This is a genomic window from Caulobacter sp. 602-1, assembly GCF_003931565.1.
Classification (GTDB): domain Bacteria; phylum Pseudomonadota; class Alphaproteobacteria; order Caulobacterales; family Caulobacteraceae; genus Caulobacter.
The window spans coordinates 172,506-197,486 of sequence record NZ_RRYI01000002.1 but is presented as its reverse complement, the minus strand read 5'-3'; the positions used below and the strand labels follow the sequence as shown (position 1 = coordinate 197,486).

The 24,981-nt window shown below is 69.0% G+C and carries 27 protein-coding genes and 1 pseudogene; 10 read left to right on the top strand and 18 right to left on the bottom strand.

The annotated features are described in order from the left end of the window. Nucleotides 1-16: 16 nt before the first annotated feature. From clpB to prmC, 8 genes and pseudogenes are all read right to left on the bottom strand, one after another. The gene (gene clpB, locus EIK80_RS05720; protein ID WP_125156023.1) at nt 17-2,602 is read right to left on the bottom strand and encodes an ATP-dependent chaperone ClpB; all 2,586 of its coding nucleotides are present in this window, start codon (nt 2,600-2,602) and stop codon (nt 17-19) included. A 97-nt stretch (nt 2,603-2,699) separates the two neighbouring features. Then, the gene (locus EIK80_RS05715; RefSeq protein ID WP_125156022.1) at nt 2,700-3,467 is read right to left on the bottom strand and encodes a M48 family metallopeptidase; all 768 of its coding nucleotides are present in this window, start codon (nt 3,465-3,467) and stop codon (nt 2,700-2,702) included. A 71-nt stretch (nt 3,468-3,538) separates the two neighbouring features. Then, nucleotides 3,539-4,111, bottom strand: a complete 573-nt coding sequence (locus tag EIK80_RS05710; RefSeq protein ID WP_125156021.1) for a hypothetical protein — start codon at nt 4,109-4,111, stop codon at nt 3,539-3,541. A gap of 75 nt (nt 4,112-4,186) precedes the next feature. After that, nucleotides 4,187-4,534 (bottom strand): response regulator, encoded by a 348-nt coding sequence (locus tag EIK80_RS05705; RefSeq protein ID WP_255414584.1) that lies wholly within the window; start codon nt 4,532-4,534, stop codon nt 4,187-4,189. 4 nt (nt 4,535-4,538) lie between these two features. Then, entirely contained in the window at nt 4,539-5,588 is a 1,050-nt protein-coding gene (locus EIK80_RS05700) for a sensor histidine kinase (RefSeq protein WP_125156020.1), read from the bottom strand. Nucleotides 5,589-5,819: 231 nt separating this feature from the next. Next, on the bottom strand, nt 5,820-6,965 hold the full coding sequence (locus EIK80_RS05695; RefSeq protein ID WP_125156019.1) for a DUF4167 domain-containing protein: 1,146 nt from the start codon (nt 6,963-6,965) through the stop codon (nt 5,820-5,822). 4 nt (nt 6,966-6,969) lie between these two features. Next, nucleotides 6,970-7,149, bottom strand: a pseudogene (locus EIK80_RS05690) (hypothetical protein); the annotation flags it as partial. 73 nt (nt 7,150-7,222) lie between these two features. Next, complete coding sequence (prmC, locus tag EIK80_RS05685) at nt 7,223-8,092, bottom strand: peptide chain release factor N(5)-glutamine methyltransferase (RefSeq protein WP_125156018.1); 870 nt, start codon at nt 8,090-8,092, stop codon at nt 7,223-7,225. 90 nt (nt 8,093-8,182) lie between these two features. On the opposite strand from prmC, the gene EIK80_RS05680 reads away from it, so the two are divergent. Both EIK80_RS05680 and EIK80_RS05675 read left to right on the top strand, forming a co-directional pair. Continuing rightward, nucleotides 8,183-8,434: a type II toxin-antitoxin system ParD family antitoxin gene (locus EIK80_RS05680; protein ID WP_125156017.1), complete on the top strand. Its 252-nt coding sequence runs from the start codon at nt 8,183-8,185 to the stop codon at nt 8,432-8,434. Next, entirely contained in the window at nt 8,431-8,724 is a 294-nt protein-coding gene (locus EIK80_RS05675) for a type II toxin-antitoxin system RelE/ParE family toxin (RefSeq protein WP_158624641.1), read from the top strand. Before EIK80_RS05680 ends, EIK80_RS05675 begins: the two co-directional genes overlap by 4 nt. On the opposite strand, the gene EIK80_RS05670 is transcribed toward EIK80_RS05675, so the two are convergent. Then, the gene (locus EIK80_RS05670) at nt 8,707-9,477 is read right to left on the bottom strand and encodes an MOSC domain-containing protein (RefSeq protein WP_125156015.1); all 771 of its coding nucleotides are present in this window, start codon (nt 9,475-9,477) and stop codon (nt 8,707-8,709) included. The genes EIK80_RS05675 and EIK80_RS05670 overlap by 18 nt on opposite strands. Before the next feature lie 103 nt (nt 9,478-9,580). Here EIK80_RS05670 and EIK80_RS05665 point away from each other — a divergent pair, with 103 nt between their 5' ends. From EIK80_RS05665 to EIK80_RS05650, 4 genes are read left to right on the top strand one after another with little or no spacing between them, the layout of a single operon-like run. Beyond that, nucleotides 9,581-10,795 carry a YihY/virulence factor BrkB family protein gene (locus EIK80_RS05665; RefSeq protein WP_125156014.1) on the top strand — a complete coding sequence of 405 codons (1,215 nt, stop codon included), beginning with the start codon at nt 9,581-9,583 and terminating at the stop codon, nt 10,793-10,795. Between the two features lie 37 nt (nt 10,796-10,832). Continuing rightward, entirely contained in the window at nt 10,833-11,360 is a 528-nt protein-coding gene (locus EIK80_RS05660) for a GNAT family N-acetyltransferase (RefSeq protein WP_125156013.1), read from the top strand. 47 nt (nt 11,361-11,407) lie between these two features. Beyond that, the gene (locus EIK80_RS05655) at nt 11,408-11,935 is read left to right on the top strand and encodes an AAA family ATPase (protein WP_125156012.1); all 528 of its coding nucleotides are present in this window, start codon (nt 11,408-11,410) and stop codon (nt 11,933-11,935) included. 59 nt (nt 11,936-11,994) lie between these two features. Further along, the gene (locus EIK80_RS05650; protein WP_125156011.1) at nt 11,995-12,765 is read left to right on the top strand and encodes a hypothetical protein; all 771 of its coding nucleotides are present in this window, start codon (nt 11,995-11,997) and stop codon (nt 12,763-12,765) included. Nucleotides 12,766-12,769: 4 nt separating this feature from the next. Here EIK80_RS05650 and EIK80_RS05645 read toward each other — a convergent pair whose 3' ends face one another. Then, the gene (locus tag EIK80_RS05645; protein WP_125156010.1) at nt 12,770-14,146 is read right to left on the bottom strand and encodes a PLP-dependent aminotransferase family protein; all 1,377 of its coding nucleotides are present in this window, start codon (nt 14,144-14,146) and stop codon (nt 12,770-12,772) included. A 122-nt stretch (nt 14,147-14,268) separates the two neighbouring features. Here EIK80_RS05645 and EIK80_RS05640 point away from each other — a divergent pair, with 122 nt between their 5' ends. Next, entirely contained in the window at nt 14,269-14,934 is a 666-nt protein-coding gene (locus tag EIK80_RS05640; RefSeq protein WP_125156009.1) for a LysE family translocator, read from the top strand. Nucleotides 14,935-14,999: 65 nt separating this feature from the next. Beyond that, the gene (locus EIK80_RS05635) at nt 15,000-15,473 is read left to right on the top strand and encodes a molybdopterin-dependent oxidoreductase (RefSeq protein ID WP_125156008.1); all 474 of its coding nucleotides are present in this window, start codon (nt 15,000-15,002) and stop codon (nt 15,471-15,473) included. Between the two features lie 47 nt (nt 15,474-15,520). Here the strand turns inward: EIK80_RS05635 and EIK80_RS05630 are convergent, their stop codons facing one another. Beyond that, a complete protein-coding gene (locus EIK80_RS05630; RefSeq protein ID WP_125156007.1) occupies nt 15,521-16,048 on the bottom strand; it encodes a DUF1993 family protein in 528 nt (175 codons plus the stop codon). Between the two features lie 213 nt (nt 16,049-16,261). Here EIK80_RS05630 and prfA point away from each other — a divergent pair, with 213 nt between their 5' ends. Together prfA and EIK80_RS05620 are read left to right on the top strand one after the other, a co-directional pair. Next, complete coding sequence (prfA, locus tag EIK80_RS05625; protein ID WP_125156006.1) at nt 16,262-17,332, top strand: peptide chain release factor 1; 1,071 nt, start codon at nt 16,262-16,264, stop codon at nt 17,330-17,332. Nucleotides 17,333-17,390: 58 nt separating this feature from the next. Next, entirely contained in the window at nt 17,391-18,155 is a 765-nt protein-coding gene (locus EIK80_RS05620) for a pseudouridine synthase (RefSeq protein ID WP_125156005.1), read from the top strand. 3 nt (nt 18,156-18,158) lie between these two features. On the opposite strand, the gene EIK80_RS05615 is transcribed toward EIK80_RS05620, so the two are convergent. The 7 genes from EIK80_RS05615 to ptsP all read right to left on the bottom strand — a co-directional run bounded on the left by EIK80_RS05615 (nt 18,159) and on the right by ptsP (nt 24,748). Further along, entirely contained in the window at nt 18,159-18,551 is a 393-nt protein-coding gene (locus tag EIK80_RS05615; RefSeq protein WP_125156004.1) for a hypothetical protein, read from the bottom strand. Between the two features lie 23 nt (nt 18,552-18,574). Next, nucleotides 18,575-19,027, bottom strand: a complete 453-nt coding sequence (locus EIK80_RS05610; protein WP_125156003.1) for a MaoC family dehydratase — start codon at nt 19,025-19,027, stop codon at nt 18,575-18,577. An 86-nt stretch (nt 19,028-19,113) separates the two neighbouring features. Next, nucleotides 19,114-19,527, bottom strand: coding sequence for a hypothetical protein (locus EIK80_RS05605; protein ID WP_125156002.1), 414 nt, complete (start codon nt 19,525-19,527; stop codon nt 19,114-19,116). Between the two features lie 122 nt (nt 19,528-19,649). Beyond that, nucleotides 19,650-20,057, bottom strand: a complete 408-nt coding sequence (locus tag EIK80_RS05600) for a hypothetical protein (RefSeq protein ID WP_125156001.1) — start codon at nt 20,055-20,057, stop codon at nt 19,650-19,652. Nucleotides 20,058-20,069: 12 nt separating this feature from the next. Continuing rightward, complete coding sequence (ispG, locus tag EIK80_RS05595; protein WP_125156000.1) at nt 20,070-21,209, bottom strand: flavodoxin-dependent (E)-4-hydroxy-3-methylbut-2-enyl-diphosphate synthase; 1,140 nt, start codon at nt 21,207-21,209, stop codon at nt 20,070-20,072. 63 nt (nt 21,210-21,272) lie between these two features. Continuing rightward, nucleotides 21,273-22,325 carry a RodZ family helix-turn-helix domain-containing protein gene (locus tag EIK80_RS05590; RefSeq protein WP_125155999.1) on the bottom strand — a complete coding sequence of 351 codons (1,053 nt, stop codon included), beginning with the start codon at nt 22,323-22,325 and terminating at the stop codon, nt 21,273-21,275. A 158-nt stretch (nt 22,326-22,483) separates the two neighbouring features. Then, nucleotides 22,484-24,748 carry a phosphoenolpyruvate--protein phosphotransferase gene (gene ptsP, locus EIK80_RS05585; protein WP_125155998.1) on the bottom strand — a complete coding sequence of 755 codons (2,265 nt, stop codon included), beginning with the start codon at nt 24,746-24,748 and terminating at the stop codon, nt 22,484-22,486. Nucleotides 24,749-24,981: the final 233 nt, after the last annotated feature.

The following is a 24,981-nucleotide window of genomic DNA, read 5'->3' as shown; positions in this document are numbered from 1 at the left end:
CGACTTCGACGGCGCCCTACTGCAGCGTCGCCTTGCCGAACGACAGCTGGCCATCCTGGACCCCGACGGCGATGACGCCGCCGTCCTCGATCTCGCCCGCCAGCAGCTTGCGGGCGATCGGGTCGATCAGCTCCTTCTGGATCACGCGCTTCAAGGGGCGCGCGCCATAAACCGGGTCATAGCCCTTGTCGGCCAGCCAGTTCAGGGCCTCGGCGTCGATCGCCAGGCTCATGCGACGGTCGGCCAGCAGCTTCTCGACCCGCTGCAGCTGGATCGTGACGATATCGCCCATGTTGTGGCGCGACAGGCGCTTGAACAGGATGATCTCGTCGATCCGGTTGAGGAACTCGGGGCGGAAGTGGCCGCGCACCATGTTCATCACCATCGGCCGGACGGCTTCCACGTCCTCGCCCTCCTCCTGGTTGGCCAGGAACTCGGCGCCGAGGTTGCTGGTCATGATGATCAGCGTGTTGCGGAAGTCGACCGTGCGGCCCTGGCCATCGGTCAGGCGACCGTCGTCCAGCACCTGCAGCAGCACGTTGAAGACGTCCGGGTGAGCCTTCTCGATCTCGTCGAACAGCACCACCTGGTACGGACGGCGACGGACGGCTTCCGTCAGCGCGCCGCCCTCGTCGTAGCCGACATAGCCGGGAGGCGCGCCGATCAGGCGGCTGACCGAGTGCTTTTCCATGTACTCGGACATGTCCATCCGGGTGATGGCGTGCTCGTCGGCGAACAGGAACTCGGCCAGGCTCTTGGTCAGCTCGGTCTTGCCCACGCCCGTGGGTCCCAAGAACAGGAACGAGCCGATCGGCTTGGTCGGGTCGTGCAGGCCGGCCCGCGCGCGGCGGACGGCGTCGGACACGGCCGCCAGGGCCTCGTCCTGACCGACCACGCGACCGCGCAGTTCGTCCTCCATCTTCAGCAGCTTCTCGCGCTCGCCTTCCAGCATCTTCTCGACCGGCACCCCGGTCCAGCGGCTGACGACGGCGGCGATCTGCTCGGCGTCGACGACTTCCGGCGTCAGGGCCTTGCCATCATCCTCGCCAGCCTCGGCCTCGGCCAGGCGGCGTTCCAGGGCCGGGATCTCGCCGTACTGGATCTGGCCGGCGCGGGCGAAGTCGCCGGCGCGCTGGGCGTTGGCGAGGTCCGCGCGCAGACGGTCGAGGGCTTCACGGGCTTGCGCCGCGCCGCCGACCTTCTCCTTCTCGGCCTTCCACTTGGCGGTCATCTCGTCGCTGCGGAACTGCAGGTCGTCGATCTCGACCTCGAGGTTCTCCAGGCGATGCTTGGAGGCCGCGTCGGTCTCCTTGCTCAGCGCCTCGCGCTCGATCTTCAGCTGCACCAGGCGGCGGTCGATCTCGTCCAGCTCCTCGGGCTTGGAGTCGATCGCCATGCGCACGCGGCTGGAGGCCTCGTCGACCAGGTCGATGGCCTTGTCCGGCAGGAAGCGGTCGGCGATGTAGCGGTTGGACAGCGTGGCGGCGGCCACGATGGCGCTATCCGAGATTCGCACCCCGTGGTGGACCTCGTACTTCTCCTTCAGGCCGCGCAGGATCGAGATGGTGTCCTCGACCGTCGGCTCCTGCACGAACACCGGCTGGAAGCGACGGGCCAGGGCCGCGTCCTTCTCGACGTGCTTGCGGTACTCGTCCAGCGTGGTGGCGCCGACGCAGTGCAGTTCGCCGCGCGCCAGGGCGGGCTTGAGCAGGTTGGAGGCGTCCATGGCCCCGTCGCCCTTGCCGGCCCCGACCAGGGTGTGCATCTCGTCGATGAACAGGATGATCGAGCCCTCGGCCGCCGTGACCTCGCTCAGGACCGCCTTCAGGCGCTCCTCGAACTCGCCGCGGTACTTCGCGCCGGCGATCAGGCTGCCCATGTCCAGCGACAGCAGCTGCTTGTCCTTCAGGCTTTCGGGCACGTCGCCATTGACGATGCGCAGGGCCAGGCCCTCGACGATGGCGGTCTTGCCGACGCCGGGCTCGCCGATCAGGACGGGGTTGTTCTTTGTGCGGCGCGACAGGACCTGGATCGTGCGGCGGATTTCCTCGTCGCGGCCGATCACCGGGTCCAGCTTGCCGTCGCGCGCCGCCGCCGTCAGGTCGCGGGCGTAGCGCTTCAGCGCCTCGTAGCCTTCCTCGGCGTTGGCGCTGTCGGCGGTGCGGCCCTTGCGAATGGCGTTGGCGGCCGTCTCCAGGGCCTGGGCCGAGACGCCGGCCTCCTTGAAGAGCTTGGCCGCGTCGGCGCCTTCCTTGGCGATAGCGATCAGCAGACGCTCGGTGGTGACGAAGGCGTCGCCGGCCGCCTTGGCGCCCTTCTCGGCCTCGGCGAAGACGCGGGCCGTGTCGGGCTTCATGTACAGCTGGCCGCCGGCGCCGTCGACGCGCGGGGTCTTGGCCAGCAGGGTCTCGACGCCGCCGTCCAGCTGGTCGGGGCGGCCGCCGGCGCTCTGGATCAGGGCGCGGCTCAGGCCGTCCTTCTCCTCGAGCAGGACCTTGAGGATGTGTTCGGGCGCGAACTGTTGGTGGCCTCGCGCGAGGGCCAGGCTCTGGGCGGATTGGACGGCCTGTTTGGCGCGGTCCGAGTAGAGGTCGATATTCATGATGTCCCCTTCCTAGGCGGATCGGGGCGCGCCGCCTTGACTAAGCACAACGCGCTCCGATGGGGCATTTAGGTGTGGCGGATCAGCCACACAAGACCTACCACCCCTTGCTGGCGAGATAACGTTCGAGTTCGGAAATCCGCACCGCGTCCGAGGGGTGGGTCGAGCTCAATTCGCCGCCCGAGGCCTGGCCCGAGGCCGCGTCCTGGGCCTGCATGTTGCGCCACAGGACCACCGCCTCGCGCGGCCGATAGCCGGCGCGCTGCATGAAATCGACGCCCAGGCGGTCGGCCTCCAGTTCCTGCTTGCGCGAGAACGGCAGCAGCACGCCGTACTTGGCCGCGTCGCCCCCGTGATCCTTGAGCAGCTTGCCGAAATCGGTGCCGCCGGCCGCCGCTCCGGCGATGCCCAGCAGGATCTTCGAGGTCCGCTCCTGGGAGACCCGCTCGGCGGCGTGGTGGGCGACGACGTGGCCCGCCTCGTGGCCGATCACGGCGGCCAGCTGGTCGTCGTTCTGCACCATGGAGAGCAGGCCGACGGTCACCCCGACATGCCCCCCAGGCAGCACGAAGGCGTTGGGGGCCTCGTCCAGGAACACCGCATAGTCCCAGGGCCGGCCCGACAGGCCCGCCGCGGTGATCACCCGCTGGCCGACGGCCTGAACACGGGCGTTCTTGCGCGGCTCCTTGGAGATGTAGGCGGTGCGCAGCGTATCGGCCCAGGCCTTCTCGCCCTCGGCGGCCAGGTTGTCGTCATTGACGATCAGGAGCTGGTCGCGCCCGAGATCGGCGTTGTAGGCGCAGCCCGACACGGCGCACGCGGCGGCCATCAGGAGCGGCAGGGCGAGGCGGCGGAGAAAGGCCATGAAGCTCGGCTGTGTTGCGGATGCGACATGAGATTATCGACGGCGGCCTTCGCGCGCGCAACCGCTCAAGCTTAGAATGACTTCGCGCAGCCAAGGCCAAGGGTGGCGTCGGTTGCACCCATCAGGCCCGGCTTGATGCTCCCCACCGGCTTGCAGCCGTTCTCGGGCGGTCGTGTCAGATAGGGCCTGGCGTCACGGGCGAAACGGCCGGTCGGGTCGAGATTGGGGCGCGCCGCCCGCCCCTTGTCCATCGCCTGGGCCAGCCGCTCCTGGCAGCGGGCTCTTTCGTCGGCGGGAAGGCGATCCAGCGCCGCCAGTCGGCAGCCTCCCAGGCCCCGCAGGTCGGGCGCCGGCGCCTCGGCGACGGCGGCGCCCCCAGAGGACGACGGCGAAGCGGGGGCGGCGGGAACGGCGACCGGCGCGGCCGGCGCCGGGGCGGTCTTCGTCGTCGCGCTCGGCGTCCTGGGTCCGCCTCTCGACGCGGGCTTGGACCTGGGCGGAGTCGGCGCGCGCTCCAGCCAGACGGTCATGGCCGGCGGCGCCTCGGCGACGGGCCGGCGGCCCAGATCGAACATGAACAGCAGCACCAGCAGGGCATGGAACACGCCCGAGGCCAGCAGCACGCCCCACCGTCGTCGCCGCACGGTCCGCCCCTCTAAACCCCCGGTCGCGGCACTAGCGCGGAGGTCGATGGCGGAAGTCGGGCCTAAGCGTGGCTTTTAGCTGTTGGTCAGCCGGTCGATCACCCGCGCCAGATGGCGGGGGTCGATGGGCTTGGCGAGCACCGGCGCGTCGCGCAGGTCCGCGCGCACGCCCTGCTCGCCGTAACCGGTCACGAACGCGAAGGGCACGCCGCGCTCGCGAAGAATCTCGGCGGTCTCGAACGAGGTCTGCCCATCGCCGAGATTGACGTCGAGCAGGGCGAAATCGAAGGATTCCCAACGCGCGGCGCGGACGGCCTCCGACGCCGAGGCGGCCGGGCCGACGACGTGGCAGCCCAGATCGCCCAACAGGTCCTCGACAAGCATGGCCACGAACAGCTCATCCTCGACGATCAGGACCCGCAGAGGATCAGGCCGCGCCGCGGATGAAACGGTTTGACTGGCCGGTCTGGCCGAGCTCGGCGTCGATCTCGCAGACGACACCGTGCGGCGGGTACTCGAGGCGGACCTCGCCCCCGAGTTCGCGGGCCAGGCCACCCGTGATGAGACGGGTGCCGAAGCCTTGGCGGGTCGGAATCGAAACGGGTGGCCCATGGATTTCTTCCCACGTCATGCGCAGCCGCTCGCCAGCGTCTGCCTTGCTTCGCCGCCAGACCAACCGCACCTGGCCGCTTTCGTTGGAGAGCGAGCCGTACTTGGCCGCATTGGTCATCAGTTCGTGCAGGGCCATCGATAACGCCAAGGTCGCCTTGGGCGCCAGCCGAACGGGGGGGCCCTCCACGGAGAATCGTTCCGCCTCGCCATGCGCGGCGACCACCGAGGCGACGATATCGGCCAGCTCGGCCCCGTCCCAGCTTTCCCGGGTGAGGATGTCGTGGCCGCGCGCCAGCGCCAGCAGCCGGGTGGTCAGGGCTTCCCGGGCGTCGCCCAGGTCGGAGGCGTTTCTGAGGGTCTGGCCGGCCACCGACTGCACCGTGGCCAAGGTGTTCTTCACCCGGTGGTTCAGCTCGTTGATCATCAGGCGCTGCAGTTCCTCGGCGCGCCGACGGTCGGTGACGTCACGCATGACGCCCGTGAAGAAGCGCTTGTCGCCGTCGTTCCACTCGGCGATCGAGAGCTCCAGAGGAAAGGTCGTCCCGTCACTGCGCAGGCCGCTGACCTCCCGGCCGATGCCGATGATCCGCCGCTCGCCCGTTTCGCGATACCGCGCCAGATAGCCGTCGTGCTCGCCGTGATAGGGTTCCGGCATGAGGATGTGGACGTTGCGGCCGACCATCTCGTCGGCCGTATAGCCGAACAGGCGCTCGGCGGCGGGGTTGAAGGCCTCGATCCGTCCGCGCTCGTCGATGACGACGATCGCGTCGACGGCCGTGTCCACGATGGCTCTGTAGCGCGCGTCAACAGCAGCCACCTTGGCCGCCTTCTGTCCACGCGAGATACGCTTTTGCGATTCCGCCATACCCGGCTCCGCCCTGCCGAAGCCAACCTTATTGTCGGAATCGCGACCTAGCCAGAGGTTCTAGACGGACCCGGTGAGTTTGCGCTCCTTCCGACCTGTCGCGGCCCATCGTCCGCACACGTCCCGATGTGGACCCGGCCCGAGCCCGTTCAGCGCGCGCCAGACGTCATCACCAACGAAAAAGGAGCCGCTTTCGCGACTCCTTCACGTCTTTGGCGCTCAAGCGGCCGGTCAGGCCTCTTCCGGCTCCGAGCTGGCCGGAGCGCCCTCACCGGCTTCGAAGCTGCGCGGGGCGCGGCGACGACGGGGCTTCTTGGCTTCCTCGCCTTCCGCGGCCGGAGCCGGGACCGACGGTTCGGCGGCGGTAGCGGCGGCGGCGGCGCGCGAGGTCTTGCGGCCCAGGAAGGCCGGGGCTTCGCTGACGGCGCCGTCCTGGCCGCGCAGCACCGGCGAGCTGGCGCTCGTCGAGGCGTCGGAGATCGGCAGCGGCGAGGCTTCCGGCTCGATCACGGCCAGCGGGTCGCGGTCAGCGCGCGGCTGCCAGTCGCGATCGCGGTTGCGGTCGCGATCCCGGCCGCGGCGGCGGCCCTCGCGGAATTCGCCCTGGCCCTCGCCGCCCTGCGGCTGCTCGCCCTCGGCGGCGGCCGGACGGTCCTCACGCGGACGATCGTCGCGGGGGCGATCGTCACGGTCGCGGAAGCGGTCTTCGCGAGGACGATCATCGCGGGGACGATCATCACGGGGGCGATCATCACGGGGCCGGTCGTCGCGCGGGCGATCATCACGCGGACGGTCATCCCGAGGACGGTCGTCGCGGTCACGCCAACGGTCACGGCGGCCTTCGCCCTGATTGTTGTCGCGGGGACGATCATCGCGGTTGCGGTCGCGATTGTTGTCGAAGTTGCGGTCGCGATCGCGGTTGCGGTCCCGATCGCGGTTCTCGAAGCGGTCGCGGCGTTGCTCGCCGCCTTCACCGTTCTCGCCGCCTTCGCCCTGGCCTTCCGGCTGAGCGGGGGTCTCGGCGACCTCCTGCTCTTCCGGCGGTTCGGCCTCGAAGTCGATCTCGTAGGCGGCGTAGACGTCCTTGCCGACGATGTCGGACACCGGACGATTCGGCTGGATGGCTCGCAGGACGCGGAAATAGTGCTCAGCGTGCTGCAGATAGTTCTCGGCCAGCACCCGGTCGCCGGACGACGTCGCGTCGCGGGCCAGCTGCTGGTACTTTTCGTAGACGCTCTGGGCCGCGCCGCGAACCTTGACCCCTTCGGGCCCGTTCGAATCGAAAGCGCGGTTGGCGTTGTGCTGTTGAGGCTTGCCGCCGCTGCCACCGCGATTGTTGCGGCCGCGCTGGCGCTTCATGCCTTTGAAATCTCTCATGGTCTCTCTGAACCTGTCCGGAGGTCAGTCTTGCGCTGGCGCGTCCGGCCTTGCTGGTCTCTGAGCGGGTCGAACCCTGTTGAGTTTCAGAGACACTGGTTTCCGTAGAGCCCCCGCCCTGCTCTTTTGGCGCGGCGACCGGCGGACCGGGCGCGCCTGCCAGGGGAGCGTCGCATCCGTTCAACGCCTAGGCGTCATGAACGTCTGCTTTTCCCGTCACCTGGCGATCTGGAAGGAGACAAGACTCGTCTAACGGTTCACGCCCCGGTTTCCAAGGGATTTTTCACCCCGGTGACAACGCGGTCGTGCGTCGACAGGTCCTTGATCGTTTTGACCTGCTGGGCGCCGGCCGCCTTGAACAGCGCTTCGACGTCCCTGGACTGGTCGTGGCCGATCTCGACGGCGAACATGCCGCCGGGCTTCAGCACCCTCAGGATCTCCGGCGCCAGCAGGCGATAGGCGTCCAGACCATCGCCCCCGCCGTCCAGGGCGAGACGCGGCTCATAGTCGCGAACCTCGGGCTCCAGGGTGTCGATCACCGCCGTCGGGATGTAGGGCGGATTGGAGACCACGACGTCGAAACCGCCATCACCCAGGCCCGCCGTCCAGTCGCCGTGCATCAAGGCGGCGCGACTGTTGAGGTCCAGGCTGGCGGCGTTGTCGCGGGCCACGGCCAGGGCCTCGGCGGAGGCGTCGACCCCCAGCCCCTTGGCCGCCGGCCGCTCGGCCAGCACCGCCAGCAGGATCGTGCCGGAGCCGACGCCCAGGTCCAGTATCGAGAACGGCATCTGCTCGGGGAAGGCCTTCAGCACTTCGTCGACGATGACCTCGGTCTCGGGCCGCGGGGTCAGGACGTTCTTGTTCACCTGCAGCAGGATCTTCCAGAAGCCCTTGCGGCCGATGATGTGGCTGACCGGCTCGCGGCGCGCGCGGCGGGCCAGGTAATCCTCAAGGGTCGCCTGCTGCTCCGTCGTCAGTTCGCGGTAGGGATCGGTGACGATCTCGGTGCGGGTGACGCCCGCGGCCACCTCCAGCATCAGGCGCGCGTCGATCGACGGCTGATCGATGCCGGCGTCCTTCAGACGATCCTTGGCGGCGGTCCAGGCTTTGACGAGAGTCAGGGTCATGAACGGGATTTAGCGTTTCGGAAGCCGGTAGGCGAGATTGAAGATAGTACCAGTTTTTGGTACTTTCTCATTGAAGACCCGGAGCCGCTCATGAGCAAGAACACGTCGATCATCCTCAGCGAGCATTTTCAGTCTTTCATCGAAGGTCAGATCGCGGAAGGTCGTTACGGCTCGGCGAGCGAGGTCGTGCGAGCGGGGCTGCGGCTACTCGAAAGCCACGAAGCAAAGCTCGCCGCGCTCAAGGCCGCCGTTAAGGAGGGCCTGGAGAGCGGAAAGCCTGAGCCGTTCGATGTCGAGAGCTTCCTGGCCGAGGTGAACGCGGAATACGACGCCAAGTCGTGAACCGATACGAACTCACACCGCTCGCGCGGTTCGACATCCGCGAAATCTGGACTTACGCCGTCCAGCAATGGGGGCGGCGCACCGCCGATCGATATATTCGCGACCTGAGCGCCGCGCTCGAAGCCGTCGCCCGCGACCCCCATCGTGGCGTCGCTACGGAGTGGATCGAAGAGACCTGTCGTAAACAGGTCTTCCGATCACACGTTATTTTTTACACGGTTTCGGACAGCGGCGTTGTCGTCGCCCGCATTCTTCATCAGCAAATGGATGCCTCAAGCCGTCTTGGCTAGGGCCACCCCATCCCCCTCGCCCACCGCCCCGCCCCGCGTCACGTTCAGGTAGACGCCGCAGAACATGTGGCCGTAGGTGTCGAACAGGGCCTTCACCAGCTCGACGTCCCGCTCGGCGGTCGTCGGATCCACGTGGGTGGCGGCGCAGCGGACGATGGGTTTCAGGACCTCTGCGGTCGCGCCGCCGATCGTCAGGGTCGCGCCGGTCCAGTCGTTCTCGACCCAGGCCGGCCAGCCCTCGACATAGAGATTGGCGCGGAACCGCAGCGGGTCCAGATCCCGGCCGACCCGCTGGGAGAGGTCACGCACGCTGGCCAGGTTGACGATCGAGACATAGCCCGAGCGGCTGTCCATGAACCGGTAGGCGCCCGGTCCCTCGACCACCTTCAGCGGCCCCTTGATCTCGCCGTCCAGCAGGGTGGTCAGCCAGGCCTCCAGACCCGCGCGGCCCGCGGCCGTCCGCAGGTCGCCGGCGAAGTCGGGCGCGCCCTCGGCGCGGGCGCTGAAGATCCCCGTGGCCTCGTCATAGGCCGTGCGGGCCTTGGCGACGGCGGGGATCTTGGCCAGCACCGTGAACTTCATCTTCGAGATGTGGGCCGGCGCGGCGGGATCGAAGCCGCTGGGGCCGTCCTCGACCGCGTACAGCCGATCGCACGGAAAGCAGGCCCCGGCCTCCAGCGTGGCGGCGGTCAGCCGCTCGGGCGTGAAGCCCTTCACGGGATGGCGGTAGATCGAGGCGATGCGGGCGTCCATGACCGCGAAAATCGTGGACGCCGCGAGTCATGGCAAGGCTTGAGAGGTCTTGGACGGGAACGCGACTCGCCGCGCGGGGTTCTGGTGGCCTGGAGAGCGCTTCATGACCGACGCTTCGCCGCGTCCGATCCTCAAATGGCTTAAGTCACGTCCGTACCATCTGGCGCCGTGGATCGTGCTGCTGGCGGCCGCGCCGCTGGTGCTGCCGCGTAAGAAGGGCCCGGAACAGCCGGTCGCCGATCCGCCGGGCCTGTCGGAGGACCGCGCCATGCCGCCGGCCCAGTTCGACGAGGCCGAGCCCCAGCGCGGCCGCGCCGCGCGCCATCCCGGCCATATCCCGCTGCTGGGCTGGCGCGACATCCTCTGGCGCACCTGGCTGGAGATCGGCGTCGACCGCTTGCCGGCCGTGGCCGGGGGCGTGACCTTCTACACCCTGCTCGCCCTCTTCCCGGCCATCGGCGCCTTCGTGTCGCTGTACGGCCTGTTCGCCGACGTGCGGACGGTCGAGGCGCAGCTGCGCGACATGGCCGGCGTCTTTCCCCCCAGCGTCGTCCAGATCGTCGGCGAGCAGATGCTGCGCCTGGCCAGCCAGGGCCAGGCCAAGCTGGGCGTGGCCTTCGGCTTTTCGCTGCTGCTGTCGATCTGGAGCGCCAACGCCTCCATGCGCACGCTCTTCGACGGGCTGAACATCGCCTATGACGAGGAGGAGAAACGCCACCTCGTGCCGCGCACCCTGCAGAGCTACCTGTTCACCTTCCTCGCCCTGGCCTATGCGGCCGCGGCGTCCGGCGTGCTGATCGTCACGCCCATGGTGTTGAAGGCCGCCCACCTGTCGGCCCTGGAGGACATCTGGGCGCCGATCCGCTGGCTGATCGTGCTGATGATGACCGCCGCGGCCTTCGCCGTGCTCTACCGTTTCGGTCCCAGCCGGGCCCGAGCCCGCTGGCGGTGGGTCTGGATCGGCGCGGCCGCCGCGGCGGCCGGATGGCTGGCCGGCTCCCTGGGCTTTTCGCTCTACGTCAACACCATCGCCCACTACGACGCCACCTACGGACCGCTGGGGGCGGTGATCGCCTTCATGGTCTGGGTGTGGTTCTCGATCATGGCCATCCTGGTCGGGGCCGAGCTGAACGCCGAGATCGAGCACCAGACCGCCGTCGACTCCACCACCGGCCCCGAACAGCCGATGGGCGCGCGCGGCGCGGCCATGGCCGACACGGTGGGCCTGGCCTTCCATCCCTGGGAGATGATCAAGCGCGAGGCGGGCATGGTCCGCCGGGTGACCGGCGGCGCCTGGAACAGGGTGCGCGGCCGTTAGACTTCCCATGGCCGCGCTCGCCGCCTAAGGAACCGGCATGACCCTGCTCCTGCCCTACCGCGAAGACGAACTGGCCGACATCGCCGCCCTGGTGAACTCGGCCTATCGCGGCGAGCTGGCGGCCAAGGGCTGGACCAGCGAAAGCTACCTGCTGGGCGGCCAGCGCACCGATGAAGCGAGCCTGCGCGCCGACCTCGCCGCCACCCCCGGCTCCACCATCCTGACCCTGCGCGACGCCGAGGGCGACAAACCCTACGCCTCGGTATGGATCCAGCCGTCGGAGGACGACGCCTGGTACGTCGGCATGGTCACCGTCTCGCCGCTGCGTCAGGCCAACGGCATCGGCCGTACGATGCTGGAGGCCGCCGAAAACCACGCTAGAGAGCGCGGCGGCAAGACCATGGAGATGACCGTCATCTCGGTGCGCGACACCCTGATCGCCTGGTACGAGCGGCGCGGCTACCGCCTGACCGGCAAGACCGAACCCTTCCCCTATGGCGACGAGCGCTTCGGCGTCCCGCAGCGCGACGACCTGCATTTCGTGATCCTGGAAAAGGCGCTGTAGACGCGCTAGGCTCGGATCACACGCCGCCGTCGCGGCGAGGATCCCCCATGCATCGCTACATCCTGACCGGCGCCCCGAGCGCTGGCAAAACCGTGTTGCTGCGCGCCCTGGAGCGCGCCGGCCATGTCGTGGTCGAAGAGGCCGCGACGGACGTGATCGCCCTCGCCCAGGCCGAGGGCGTGGCCGAGCCGTGGACCGATCCGGGCTTCGTGGACGCGATCGTGACCCTGCAGCGGCGGCGCGAGACGCGGGCCGTCGGCGAGGTCGTGTTCTTCGACCGCTCGCCGGTCTGCGCCCTGGCCCTGGCGCGGTTCCTGGGTCATCCGGTTTCGCCGCTGCTGCGGGAGGAGCTCGCGAGAACGGAGAGCCGCTATGAGCGGCGGGTGTTCCTGGCCCGGGGCCTGGGCTTCATCACGCTCACCGCCGCGCGGCGGATCAGCCCGGAGGACGCCCTGCGCTTCGAGGCGATGCACGAAGAAGCTTATCGGGAACGGGGCTACACGCTGATCCCGATCGCGCCGGGAACGCCCGCCGAGCGGGCGGCGGCGGTGCTGACCAGCATTACCGAACCTTAAGTAGCCCCCGCCGCGCGCCTGGCCTCACATGCCGGCGTTCTTGGCTCAGGGGCTCTTCCATGTCGTTCATCACTCGTGTCGCCGCTGGCGCCGCGCTCGCGTTCGCCGTCGCGGCCTCCGCGCAGGCCGCCGTCACCCCGGTTCCCGTCGGCCAGCCCCTGGCGCGGTTCGACAAGCTGCAGCCCGCCACCCACCGCTATCTGCGCTACCGTCAGATGGGCGACACCATCACGCCGCTGGACGTCTGGACGCGCGAAATCCGCATCGAGCCTGACAAGGCCGGGGTCAAGCGCCTGCACATCGTCCAGCACTGGGACGGCTCGACGCCGGGCGTGGTCAAGACGCTGGACAGCTGGTTCGAGCTGGGCACCTTCCGGCCGTTCGCCCACGAGCGCCGCGTCACCGGCAAGGACGGCCAGACCAAGATCGAAGGCTTCGACTTCAAGCCCGACCGGATCGTCGGACTGAAGGATCTGGAGGGCAACACAACGGCCGCCTACGACATGGCCTCGCCCCAGCCGGCCTTCAATTTCGAGACCGACATGGAGTTCCTGCAGGCCTTGCCGCTGGCCAAGGGCTACGAGGCCTCGATCGTCTTCCACCATCCGGGCGGCGAGGCCCCGGCGGCCTATGTGTTCAAGGTCACCGGCAGCGAAGTCCTGACCAGCTCGGCCGGCGGCAAGGTCGACTGCTGGGTGGTGACCACCGACTACAACCACCCCGAAATGAAACCGACGACCTTCTGGCTGGCCAAGGACAGCCAGGTGGTGGTCAAGAACGTCGCGGTCGCGCCGGACGGCTCGACCTGGGTGAAGACGCTGCTGTGGTAGGCGGCTAGATCACCGCCCTAGACCGCTCCGAGACCTCGCTGGACAGCGCGCTGGCGACGATCTCAAGGCCGCGGCGCAGGACCTCGCGGTCCGGGACCGCGCCCAGGCAGACCCGGACCCCGCTCTCGTGCCCGGCCTCCACCACCGGGGCCGACGGCGGGGTGACCTCGGCCCCGCCGCGCAGGGCGCGGCCGGCCAGGCGCTCGGCCTCAAGCTCGCTCATCGGCAGCCAGATGTGCGGGGCGGTCTCGGCGTAGACGGTCTCCATGGCCGGCCCCAGGAGCTCCCGCGCCATGGCCATGCGGACGCGGGCCTCGTCGCGGGTCTCGGCCAGGATGGCGTCGGCCGAGCCGTCCTCGATCCACTGGGTGGCGATCAGCCCGCCAAAGGCCGGCGGCGCGTAGCTGACCACGCGCACCGCGTCCAGCACCCGCTCGAAGGTCTCGGCCGCCGGCACGACCAGGAAGCCGGCGCGCAGGCCAGGGGCCAGGGTCTTGGAGACGCCCGAGACGTGGAAGGTCCGCTCCGGGGCCAGCATGGCGAACGGCGGCGGCGCGCCATCGGCATAGGCGCCGTAGATGTCGTCCTCGACCAGGGTCAGGTCGTGCTTGCGGGCGATGGCGACGATGGCGTCGCGGCGCGCGCGGCTCATGATCCGGCCGGTCGGGTTCTGCAGGGTCGGCAGCACGGCCAGCACCTTCGCGCCGGTCGCGCGGATCGCTTCCTCCAGCGCGTCGGGGCGCAGGCCCTCGGCGTCCATCGCCAGGCCCCTAACACGCCAGCCGCTGTGCAGGGCCAGGGCCTTGAGGCCGTGATAGGCCAGGCACTCGGTCAGCACCACGTCGCCCGGGGAGAGCACGGCGCCCAGCGCCAGGGCCAGGCCCTGCTGGGCGCCGGCGCAGCAGATCAACCGCCGCCAGTCGACGCTCTCGTAGCTGCTGGTCCGCGACAGCCAGGCCGCCCCGGCCCGCCGCTGGGTCTCGTGACCCGCCGGCGGGGCGTAGGTCAGGTGTTCCAGGAGGTCCGGACGTCGCCGCAACCGCGCCAGGGCCTCGGGCAGGCGCGCCCCGGCCGGAGCCTGGGCGGCGATGTTCTGGGCCAGGTTGATCGGGCCGTCGCGCTCATAGGGCCGATGCTCGGCCGGCGCGTTGACGAAGCTGCCCCGCCCGACATGGGCGCTGACCAGCCCCGCCCGCTCAGCCTCGACATAGGCGCGGGTGACGGTGCCCAGGCCCACGCCCAGCCGATAGGCCAGGTCGCGCTGCGGCGGCAGGCGTACGCCAGGGGCCAGGACGCCCGAGACGATATCGGCGCGCAGCACCGCCACCAGCCGCTCGTACAGCGGGGCGCCGCCATCGGGAATTGTCGGTGTCCAGGCCAAGGCGGTCGCGCGTCTCGTTTATTGTCATCATGACAATATGCAATTTGACTCACGATACAATGGAAATCATCACCGTGACACCTCGGTTGCTCATACCGAGACACTTGTCAGGGAGACCGGAGATGACCCCCGAACTGCTGCTCGCTTACGTGCTGTTCTGTTTCGCCACGGCGGGGACGCCGGGGCCGAACAACATGATGCTGCTGGCGTCCGGGGCGAACTTCGGCTTCCGCCGGACGGTGCTGCATATCCTGGGGATCAGCTGCGGCCTGGGCTTCATGGTGCTGTGCATGGGCCTTGGCCTGGGCGGCGTATTCCGGGCGTACCCGCTGCTGCACGAGGTGCTGCGCTGGGTCGGGGCCGGCTACATGCTGTGGCTGGCCTGGAAGATCGGAACGGCCAGCGCGATCAGCGACAAGGAGCTGGCCAAGCCGATGACCTTCCTGCAGGCGGCGGCGTTCCAGTGGGTCAATCCCAAGGCCTGGGCCATGGCGCTCGGCGCGGTCACGACCTACGCCCCCGAGGGCAGCGGTTGGACCCTCGTGCCGCTGCTGGCCGGGACCTTCATGCTGATCGGCGCGCCGTGCAGCGCGGCCTGGGCGGGGTTCGGCCAGGGGCTGCGGCCGTTCCTGAACAAGCCGGCGGTGCTGCGGACGTTCAATATCGTGATGGCGGCGCTGCTGGTGGCGTCGCTGTACCCGCTGTTCGTGGACCACAAGGCCAAGCCGGTGAGCCTGGAGGCGTTGGCGGACGTGGCCCCGCCGCCGCCGATGCGGTCGCACGGGTGAGCGGGCGCTCGGCGCTTTCGCGGGGACGGACGCCGGCATAGGGTGACGCATCACAAGGACCTCCCATGCGCCTGCTGCTCGCCCTCGCCGTCACGGCCCTGCTCGCCACAACGGCCGCCGCCCAGGATCTCAAGGTCACGGTCGCCGGCCGGGACACCGTCACCCTGAGCCCCAAGGACCTCGCCGCCCTGCCCCGCGCCAAGGCCACGATCACGGTCAAGGGCGCGGCCGTCACCTACGAGGGCGCGCGCCTCGACGCCGTGCTGGCCCAGGCCGGGGTGGTGCATGGCGAGCGACTGATGGGGCGCTATCTGAACCAGGTGGTCATCGCCCGCGCCGCCGACGGCTTCTTCAGTGTGCTGTCCCTGGCCGAGACCGACCCGGTCTATCGCGCCAATCCGGTGGTGGTCGCCGACACGGTCAACGGCCACAGGCTGGACGACCGCGAAGGCCCCTATCGCCTGGTCGTGGACGGCGACCTGCGGCCCTCGCGGGCGCCGCGCCAGCTGGTGTCCATCGAGGTGAAGCCGGCGTTCTGATGCGGCGGATGCTCCCCCGCAACGCGAGGGAGCATCTTGGGCCCGTCCTAAGCCGCCTTCAGGCGCTCCGGACCGATGCCGAGGAAGTCGCGCTTGCCCAGCGGCACGCCCTTGTGGCGCAGGATGTCGTAGGCGGTGACAACGTGGAACTGGAAGTTCGGGATCACGAACTCCAGCAGGTAGTCCAGGCCGGTGAACTGCAGCGTGAACGTGCCCGCCGGGACCACGACCTCGCGCGTCTCTGCGCCGTCGAAGGCCGAGGCCGGGACGCTCTCGACATAGGCCAGGGTCTTGGCGACGCGCGCCTGCAGGTCGGCGAAGGTCTTCTCCTCGTCGGCCATGGCGGGGGCCTCGAGGCCCGTCAGCCGCGACACCGCGCCCTTGGCCGAGTCGGAGGCGCGCTGGATCTGGCCGGACAGCGGCAGCATGTCCTCGAACAGGCGCGCCTCGACATAGGCGTCGGGGCTGGTTCCGGCGGCCTCGGCGTGGGCCTTGGCCTTTTCGAGCAGAGACGACAGCGTCTTGAGGCCGCGCGTGAGCGACGTCACGGTGACGGTCTGGATGGTGACGGACATGGAAATTTCCCTCGCAAAGCCCGCCGGACCTCTCCGCGCGCGCTGCATCGCGACCTAAGCACGTCTGGGTTAGTTTTCAATCGCCACGCATGACAATGAGCGTCAGCAGCGCGCCCTTGGCGTCCGCCTGGCTCAAGCGCGGGAAACATTCCCTTCGGCGGGGAAAAGCACTAGGAAGACCGACCCTATCCCTTAGCCATTGCGACATCTCCCTTGCGACTGCCCCAGGCCCGCCTCGACCAGGTTCTCGACCGCTTCCGCGAAGTGGAGGCCCGCATGGGCGCCGCGACGGATGGGACCGAGATCGTCAAGCTCTCCAAGGAGCACGCCGAACTGCGCCCGGTCGCCGAGGCCGTCGAGCGCCTGGCCAAGCTGTCGGCCGAGCGCGCCGAGCTGGACGTCATGGCCGCCGATCCCGAAATGGCCGACATGGTCAAGGACGAGATCGAGAGCCTGGACGAGAAGCTGCCGGCCCTCGAGCGCGAGCTGGCCCTGATGCTGGCCCCCAAGGACAAGGACGAGAACGCCTCGGCCATCCTGGAAGTGCGGGCCGGCACCGGCGGCGACGAGGCGGCCCTGTTCGCCGGCGACCTCTTCCGCATGTACCAGCGCTACGCCCAGCTGCACGGCTGGAAGGTCGAGATCGACAGCATCTCGGAAGGCGAAATGGGCGGCTACAAGGAAATCGTCGCCTCGATCACCGGCGACGGCGTGTTCGGACGGCTGAAGTTCGAGAGCGGCGTCCACCGCGTGCAACGCGTGCCGGCCACCGAGGCGCAGGGCCGCATCCACACCTCGGCCGCCACCGTCGCGGTGCTGCCGGAAGCCGAGGACGTCGAGATCGACATCAAGGAAAGCGACCTGCGGATCGACACCTATCGCTCTTCGGGCGCGGGCGGCCAGCACGTCAACAAGACCGACTCGGCCGTGCGCATCACCCACTTGCCGACCGGCGTGGTGGTGACCAGCTCGGAAAAGTCGCAGCACCAGAACCGCGCCCGGGCCATGAAGAACCTGAAGGCGCGCCTCTACGACATGCAGCGCGAGGCCCTGGACAGCGCCCGCTCCGAGGCCCGCAAGAGCCAGGTCGGCAGCGGCGACCGTTCGGAGCGCATCCGCACCTACAACTTCCCGCAGGGCCGGGTCACCGACCACCGCATCAACCTGACCCTCTATAACCTCTCGCGGATCATCGAAGGCGACGCCCTGGACGACGTGATCAACCCGCTGATCGCCGAGGACCAGGCCGAGCGCCTGGCCAGCCTGGAAGAGAGCTTCGGCTGATGGGTTGGCGCATGATCTTGTCCGAAAGCCGGTTCCCACTTTTCGGGATCATGCTCTGATGGCGTTCACCCGGACCTACGACGAGGACGAGCCCCAGCGGGTCAACAAGTGGCTGGCCCAGAGCGGCGTGTGCTCGCGCCGCGAGGCCGAGGCGCTGATCTCCGAGGGCCTGGTGTCGATCGACGGCGAGGTCGTGGAAGACGTCGGTCGCAAGATCCTGCCGGGCCAGACCCTGGTCCTGGCCGATCGCGCCACGGCCAAGCTGGAATCGACCTTCACCTACATGATCCACAAGCCGGTCGGCGTGGTCTCGGCGCAGCCGGATCCCGGCCAGATCCCGGCCGCCCGCCTGCTGACCCGCCAGAACATCTGGGGCGGCGTGCCCGCGCCGATCCCGCAGTCGGGCGACCTGCTGCCGCCGATCGGTCGCCTGGACAAGGACTCGCGGGGCCTTCTGCTGCTGTCCCAGGACGGCGTCGTGGCCAAGGCGGTGATCGGCCCGCAGTCGGACCTGGAAAAGGAATACCGGGTCGCGGTGATGGGGGAGCTGACCGAGGAGAAGCTGGAGCTGCTCCGCTTCGGTCTGGAGCTGGACGGCCGCGAGCTGCGCCCCGCCGAGGTCGAGGTCATCTCGGACCAGCGCCTGCGCATCGTTCTGCGCGAAGGCCGCAACCGCCAGATCCGCCGCATGTGCGAGCTGGTCGAGCTGAAGGTCGTCGACCTGTTCCGCGTCCGGATCGGTCCGCTGACCCTGGGCGAGATGCCGGAAGGGCGCTGGCGTCCGCTGACCAGCGAAGAGCGGGCGGCGCTGATCGCGGGCTGAGGCCTACGGCGCGACCTTGCCGTAAGGCGCGAACGGACCCAGCAACAGGAAGCTCGCCCCGCCGAAGCGGCTGGCGATCATGGTGTCGTAGCGGCATAGCCGCGCGCCGACGGTGCGGCTGGTCAGGGTTGAATCCCACTTCAGGTCGGCGGCGCCGGCTTCGGGCCGGTTCACATAGAGCCGGCCGCCGGGCATCCGGTAGAGGATGGCGGTGCGGTCGATGATCTCCACCGTCTCGACGGACCTGAGATCGACGCAGTCCAGCGGCGGACCGGCGGTGCGCCCTTCCAGGATCTTGGCCAGCCTGGCCTCGCCCTTCAGGCGGGGCTTGGGCGCGGCCTGGGCCGTGGAGGCGAGGGCGACGAGCAGGACGCTCATCAGGATCCACGGGCGCATGTCGATCACTCCTGAAGAGGGTGTCAGGCCTTGGCCGGTTTGCGTCGCCGCGGCACGCGGACCACGGCCTCGCCGTCCATGATCAGGTCCTCGCCGACATAGCCGGCGCAGCGCAGGGTGACGCGGGCGCTCTCGGCGTCGATGGCCGCGACGGTGATGCGGGCGATGACCACGTCGCCGACCCGCACCGGACGGTGGAAGGCCAGGGTCTGGGACAGATAGATCGCCCCCGCCCCGGGCAGGATGGTGCCGACGACCGCCGAGCCGAACGAAGCCGACAGCAGGCCGTGGGCGATCCGGCCGCGATAGGCGGTCTTGGCGGCGAACGCCTCGTCCATGTGCACGGGATTGAAGTCGTCCGAGGCCTCGGCGAACAGGCCGATCCGCGCTTCGGTGACGGGGACATGCTTTTCGGCGGTCATCCCGACGGACAGTTCGTCCAGGATATAGCCGCCCGAGGGGTGAGGTCCGATCATCCCACGCCGTTAGCCGTCATGACGCGCCATGACCAGCGAAAATGCGCGCCGGATGGTCCGACGCGCGCTTCGCGAGGTTCGATGGCCTAGCGCTGGGCCGGGCTGTAGGGAACGAACTGGCCCAGGCGGACCGAACCGCTGAGCATAAACGGGCCCTCGCCGCCGCGATCGTACAGATGGACGAAGTCCTGGCTGCACAGGGCCGTGTTGACGTTGTTCCACGACACGATCGCTTCGTGATCAAGATTGCGGACGCCGAGGATGGGACGGTTCACATAGAGCTTGTTGTCAGGCATTCGGTAGACGATGGCGGTCCGGTCCATGATCTCGATGCTGACGGCGCGGCGCGGATCGATGCAGCTAACCGGCTGGCTCGCGACGCGGCCGTTGATCGTCCGATCCAGGCTGCGTTCGCCCCTGGCGTTCAACTCGCCAGCCGAGGCCCCGAACGCCGCCGCCACAACCGCCGCCGCCACAACACCTTGAAGCAGTTTGCGCATCGTCGTCTTGCTCCTTGCCGCCCGCCGGAGGCGTCCGCCGCTCGGCCTGAGCGAACACTGTCCGCCCACCTCGCGGGACAGTCAACCTCCGCGATCATCCACCGCCTGAAGTAGAGATTATATTACGGTTTGCCCGGCTTGGCGTACGGCACGAAGTCGCCGAGGTTCACGAAGCCTCGGGGAAAACGCGCCAGCGGGTCGACCAGGGTCACCACGTCGATGTTGCAGAGCTGCGAGGTGACCGTTTTGGTGACCAGGATGTCATCCCGGCGAAGGCTGTCGGCGCCGCCGCGCGGGCGGTTCACATAGAGACGGCCGCCGGGGCCCTTGTAGACGATCGCCGTGCCTTCGATGATCTCGCTGCTGTCGGTGGCGCGCAGGTTGATGCAGTGGACCGGCTTGCCGGCCACGCGTCCCTCCAGAAGCTTGGCCAGCTTGGCTTCGCCTTCCGGGTTGGGGTGGTCGGCGGCAGAGGCCCCCGAAGCCGCCAGAACGAGAGCCGCCGACAGGCCCAGAACGATCGCACGCATGGCGCTCACTCCCTACTCGGCCGCGAGGGTCTCCGCGGCGGTCGCGGCCCGGATCTCGGCCGCCTTCTTCTCAACGAGTTCGACGATGTGATCGATCATCCCCTCATTGGATTGCTTGTGGTCGGGCTTGCCGGCCATGTAGACCATGCCCGCCCCGGCCCCGCCCCCGGTGAAGCCGATGTCGGTCATCAGCGCCTCGCCCGGGCCGTTGACGACGCAGCCGATGATCGAGAGCGACATTGGCGTCGAGATGTGGGCCAGCCGGCTTTCGAGCGCTTCAACGGTCTTGATGACGTCATAGCCCTGACGGGCGCACGACGGGCAGGCGATGATATTGACGCCGCGGTGGCGCAGGCCCAGCGACTTGAGGATGTCGAAGCCGACCTTGATCTCCTCGACGGGATCGGCCGCCAGCGAGACCCGGATGGTGTCGCCGATGCCGGCCCATAGCATCGAGCCGATGCCGATCGAGGACTTCACCGTGCCGGTCCGCAAGGCTCCCGCCTCGGTGACGCCCAGGTGCAGCGGGCAGTCGATGGCCTCGGCCAGCTGGTAATAGGCGGCCACGGTCATGAACGGGTCGGACGCCTTCACCGAGATCTTGAACTCGTGGAAGTCGTGATCCTGCAGGATGCGGGCGTGGTTGAGGGCGCTCTCGACCATCGCCTCGGGGCACGGCTCGCCGTACTTTTCGAGCAGCTCGCGCTCCAGCGAGCCGGCGTTGACCCCGATGCGCATCGAGCAGCCATGGTCGCGGGCGGCCTGGATGACGTCGCGGACGCGATCGGGCGAACCGATGTTGCCCGGATTGATCCGCAGGCAGGCCGCGCCGGCTTCGGCCGCCTCGATGCCGCGCTTGTAGTGAAAGTGGATGTCGGCCACGAGCGGGACCTTCGCTTCACGCGCGATGGTCTTGAAGGCGGCCGTGCTGTCGACGTCGGGGCAGCTGACGCGGACGATGTCGGCGCCGGCCTCCTCCAGCTGGCGGATCTGCTCCAGCGTCGCCTTGGCGTCGCTGGTCAGGGTGTTGGTCATCGACTGGACGGTGATCGGCGCGTCGCCGCCCACCTCGACATCGCCGACGCGAATCTTGCGCGATTGCCGACGCGTGATCATGCGCCAGGGACGGACGTGCGTGTGGTCTGCGGCCATGCGCCTAATTTAGAGAGTCTTGAGGGCGGATAGAAGGCCCAAAGCTCTCGTTCTCCCGCGGGCCTACGGCTGGGGCGTCGCCGCCGCCGGAGCCGCCGCGGGCGCCGCCGGGATCAGCTTGGCCACCGGCGTCTGGTTCGAGGTCAGGCGGCTGGTCAGGCGGCCGTTGTAATAGACATCGAACAGGGACGGTTCGACCACGTCGAGGATCAGGCCCGGCGCGCGCGGCGCGCGATAGGCGTCGCCGGCCGACAGCCAGCGGGTCATCTGGATCGTGCCGTCGGCGCGGCGCACGGTCAGGGAGCCGGCCTTGCGGGCCTGGATCAGCACGCCCGAGGCCTCGGCGGGGGTCGCGCCCAGAACCTGCCCCTTGAGCTTGAATGGCGAGCCCACCACGAACTGACTGGCCGGATCGACCACGCCGGCCTTGGCGTCGGCCGCGGCGCGCGCCTTGGAGGCGGCGTTGGCCGCGTCGACCGAACCGCCGTTGGCGGCGGCGTCGTCGAGGCCAGGGGTCTTGTAGGGATCGGGCGTGGTCGACTCGACCGGAGCCGGCAGCGGCGAGCCCAGGGCGACTTGGCTGTTGCTGGCGTGCGACTGGACCTGGGTCGAGACGGCGGCCGGGGCCACCTGCGGCGGCGGCTCTTCCTTGGTGATGGCGCGCTGAGCGACGTTCCAAAGGAGGATGGCGCCCACCACCAGCAGGCCGCCGGCGAAGATCAGAGCCAGGCGCGGGTCGCGCTCGCGCCGCACGCCGACCGGAGCGCGCAGTTCGGCGCCCTCGTCGGGGCTGTCCTGCTTGAAGCGGGCCACGGCCGCCTCGGCGTCCAGGCCCAGCAGGCCGGCATAGGCGCGAACATAGCCAATGGTGAATGGGCGCGACGGCAGATCATCGAGACGCATGTCCTCGATCGCCTCGATATAGCTCTGGCGAATGCGGGTGCCGTCGGCGACGTCCTGGGTGGTCAAGCCGCGGAACTCGCGGGCCGCCTTCAGGGCCAGGCCGATGTCGGCCCCCTCGTCCAGCGAAGGTTGCGCGACGGCGATCGGCGTATCGTCCACATCAGCGTCCGTGACGAGATGCAAACGCCTCACGTTACCCGTATCCAGCGGCATGACCGACTAAACGCCCCCAATATCGCGCCGCGCGCGAAAGCGCGGAGCCCCCCAACTCCGTATCTCACGGAAGTCTTAACAACTGTTTGTGGATATCAAACTAAGTAGCGGGATTCAATGTACTAAACTGTGACGCTTGGTTAACGGACAAGCTTTCGTCACACCGCCACGTACAGCTTTCTCGCCAGGGTTTCGATCTCGCCGCGCAGCGATCCGCCGGAGCCCTTGAGCAGGGCCTCGACATTGCGCCGGGCGGCCTCGCGATCGCACGACAGGACCATCTGCTTGACCGGCCCGATGCCGGCCGGCGGCATGGAAAGGGCGTCAAAGCCCAGGGCCACCAGGGTGAAGGCCTCCAGCGGACGGCCCGCCATCTCGCCGCACACCGACACCGGCGTGCCGGTGTCGGCGCAGGCCTGCTGGATGGTCTTCAGGGCGCGCAGGGCGGCCGGCGACAGGGGGTCGTAGCGGTCCGAGACCTTCGGATTGCCCCGGTCGGCGGCGAACAGGTACTGCATCAGGTCGTTGGTGCCGACCGAAACGAAGTCGGTCATCGGCAACAGTGCGTCCAGATGCCACAGCAGCGACGGGGCCTCGATCATCGCCCCGACGTCCAGGCGCGACGGCGCGGGCCGGCCGCGCTTCAGCGCCCAGGCCACTTCCTGGTCGACGAACGAGCGCGCGGCGCGGAACTCGTCGACATTGGCCACCAGCGGGAACATGACCTTCAGCGGCCGGCCGGCGGCCGCCTTGATCAGGGCGCGGATCTGCATCCGCAGCAGGGCCGGACGGTCCAGGCCCATGCGCACGGCGCGCCAGCCCAGGGCCGGATTGTCCTCTCGCTCCAGCTCCATGTACGGCAGCAGCTTGTCGCCGCCCAGATCCAGCGTGCGGAAGGTCACCGGCATGCCGTTGGCGGCCTCCAGCACCTTTTCATAGAGCGCGGTCTGGGCCTCCAGGCGCGGCAGCTCCTCGGCGACCATGAACTGGAACTCGGTGCGGAACAGGCCGATGCCCTCCGCCCCGGTCTCGGCCAGGATGTCGAGATCGACGGCCAGGCCGGCGTTCATCAGCAGGGTGATCTTGGCCCCGTCCTTGGTGATCGGCGGGGTGTCGCGCAGGCGGGCGAACTCGGCCTTGCGCTGGGCGCGAACCTCCATCCGCACCTTCAGCGCCTTGACGACGTCCGGACGCGGGCGAAGCCAGGCCTCGGCCGTCTCGGCGTCGACCACGACGGGGTCGCCTTCGCTGAGCCGGTCGCGCAGGCCGGCCAGCCGCCCCACGCACGGGATGTCCAGCGCCCGGGCCACGATGCCGGCGTGGCTGGCCGCCGAGCCTTCCTCCAGCAGGATGCCCTTCAGCTTGGTGCGGTCGTATTCCAGCAGGTCGGCCGGACCCAGGTTACGGGCGATGAGGATGGCGTCGTCGGGCAGCTGACGCACGGCGTGGACGTCGCCCGACAGGTGGCGCAGCAGCCGGTCGTTGAGGTCTTCCAGGTCGTGCAGCCGCTCGCGCAGATAGGGATCGCGGGCCTGGCCCAGGCGGGCGCGGTGCTCGGACCGCACGCGCTCGACGGCCGCCTCGGCGGTCAGGCCCGAGCGCACCGCCTCCTGCAGCGACCGGTTCCAGCCCCGGTCGTGGGCGAACAGGCGATAGGTCTCCAGCACCTCGTAGCTGGCGCCGACCAGGCCGTGCTGGCCCTCCAGCATCTCGTCGATCTGGGTCTGCAGCGCCTCGATGGCGTAGGACAGCCGGGCTTCCTCGGCCAGGGCGTCGTCGGACAGCAGGGTCTCGGGCGCGACCGGCTGCTCGTGCAGCACCGCGACGCCATAAGCGAGACCTTCGGCGAAGCGCGAGCCCTTCAGCCGCTCGGGCTTGTGTGGCGCCAGCTCGACGTCCTTGAGCTCGTCGGCGCCCAGCAGCTCGCTGGAACTGACCATCTCGGCCAGCACCATGGCGATGATCTGGAGGTCCTCGACCTCCTCCTCGTCATAGGTGCGCTCGGTGCGGTTCTGGACGACCAGCACCCCGATCGCCCGGCCGCCGCGCAGCAGCGGCACGGCCAGGAAGGCGTGGTACGGATCTTCGCCCGTTTCCGGACGGTACGAGAACTGCGGATGGCTGGCGGCGTCGGACAGGTTCAGCGGCCGGCCCAGGCGCATGGTCTCGCCGACCAGGCCTTCGCCCGGCTTCATCCGGGTGACGTGCACGGCTTCGCGCGACAGGCCCTCGGTGGCGAACAGTTCGAGATCGCCCGAGGCGCGGCGCAGATAGATAGAGCACACCTCGGCGACCATCGAGATGGCGATGGTGCGCACCACCATGTCGAGCTTGGCCTGGGCGGGACCGCCGCCGGCCATGGCCTCGCGTATCTGCCGCAGCAGGCTGCGTGGTCCTCGAACGGCGATGCCGGATGCCGCCATGACGCCTTTACGCGCTCCCTCTCCCTGGAACCGGTGTAGCCCAGCTTGATGCGCCAAGGGTTAAGGCCGGATCCAAGCCTTCCAGATGGGGGCTACAGCAGATTCCGCCAGCGCGATAGCCGGCGCGGACAACCGAACGGCGATTAGGTGCGACCGCGCAGAAAACAGCCGCCCATTCTCGAAGGGGCACGGGCGGCGGGAAAAAGCGCCGCCCAATTCTCAAAAGGGGAAGG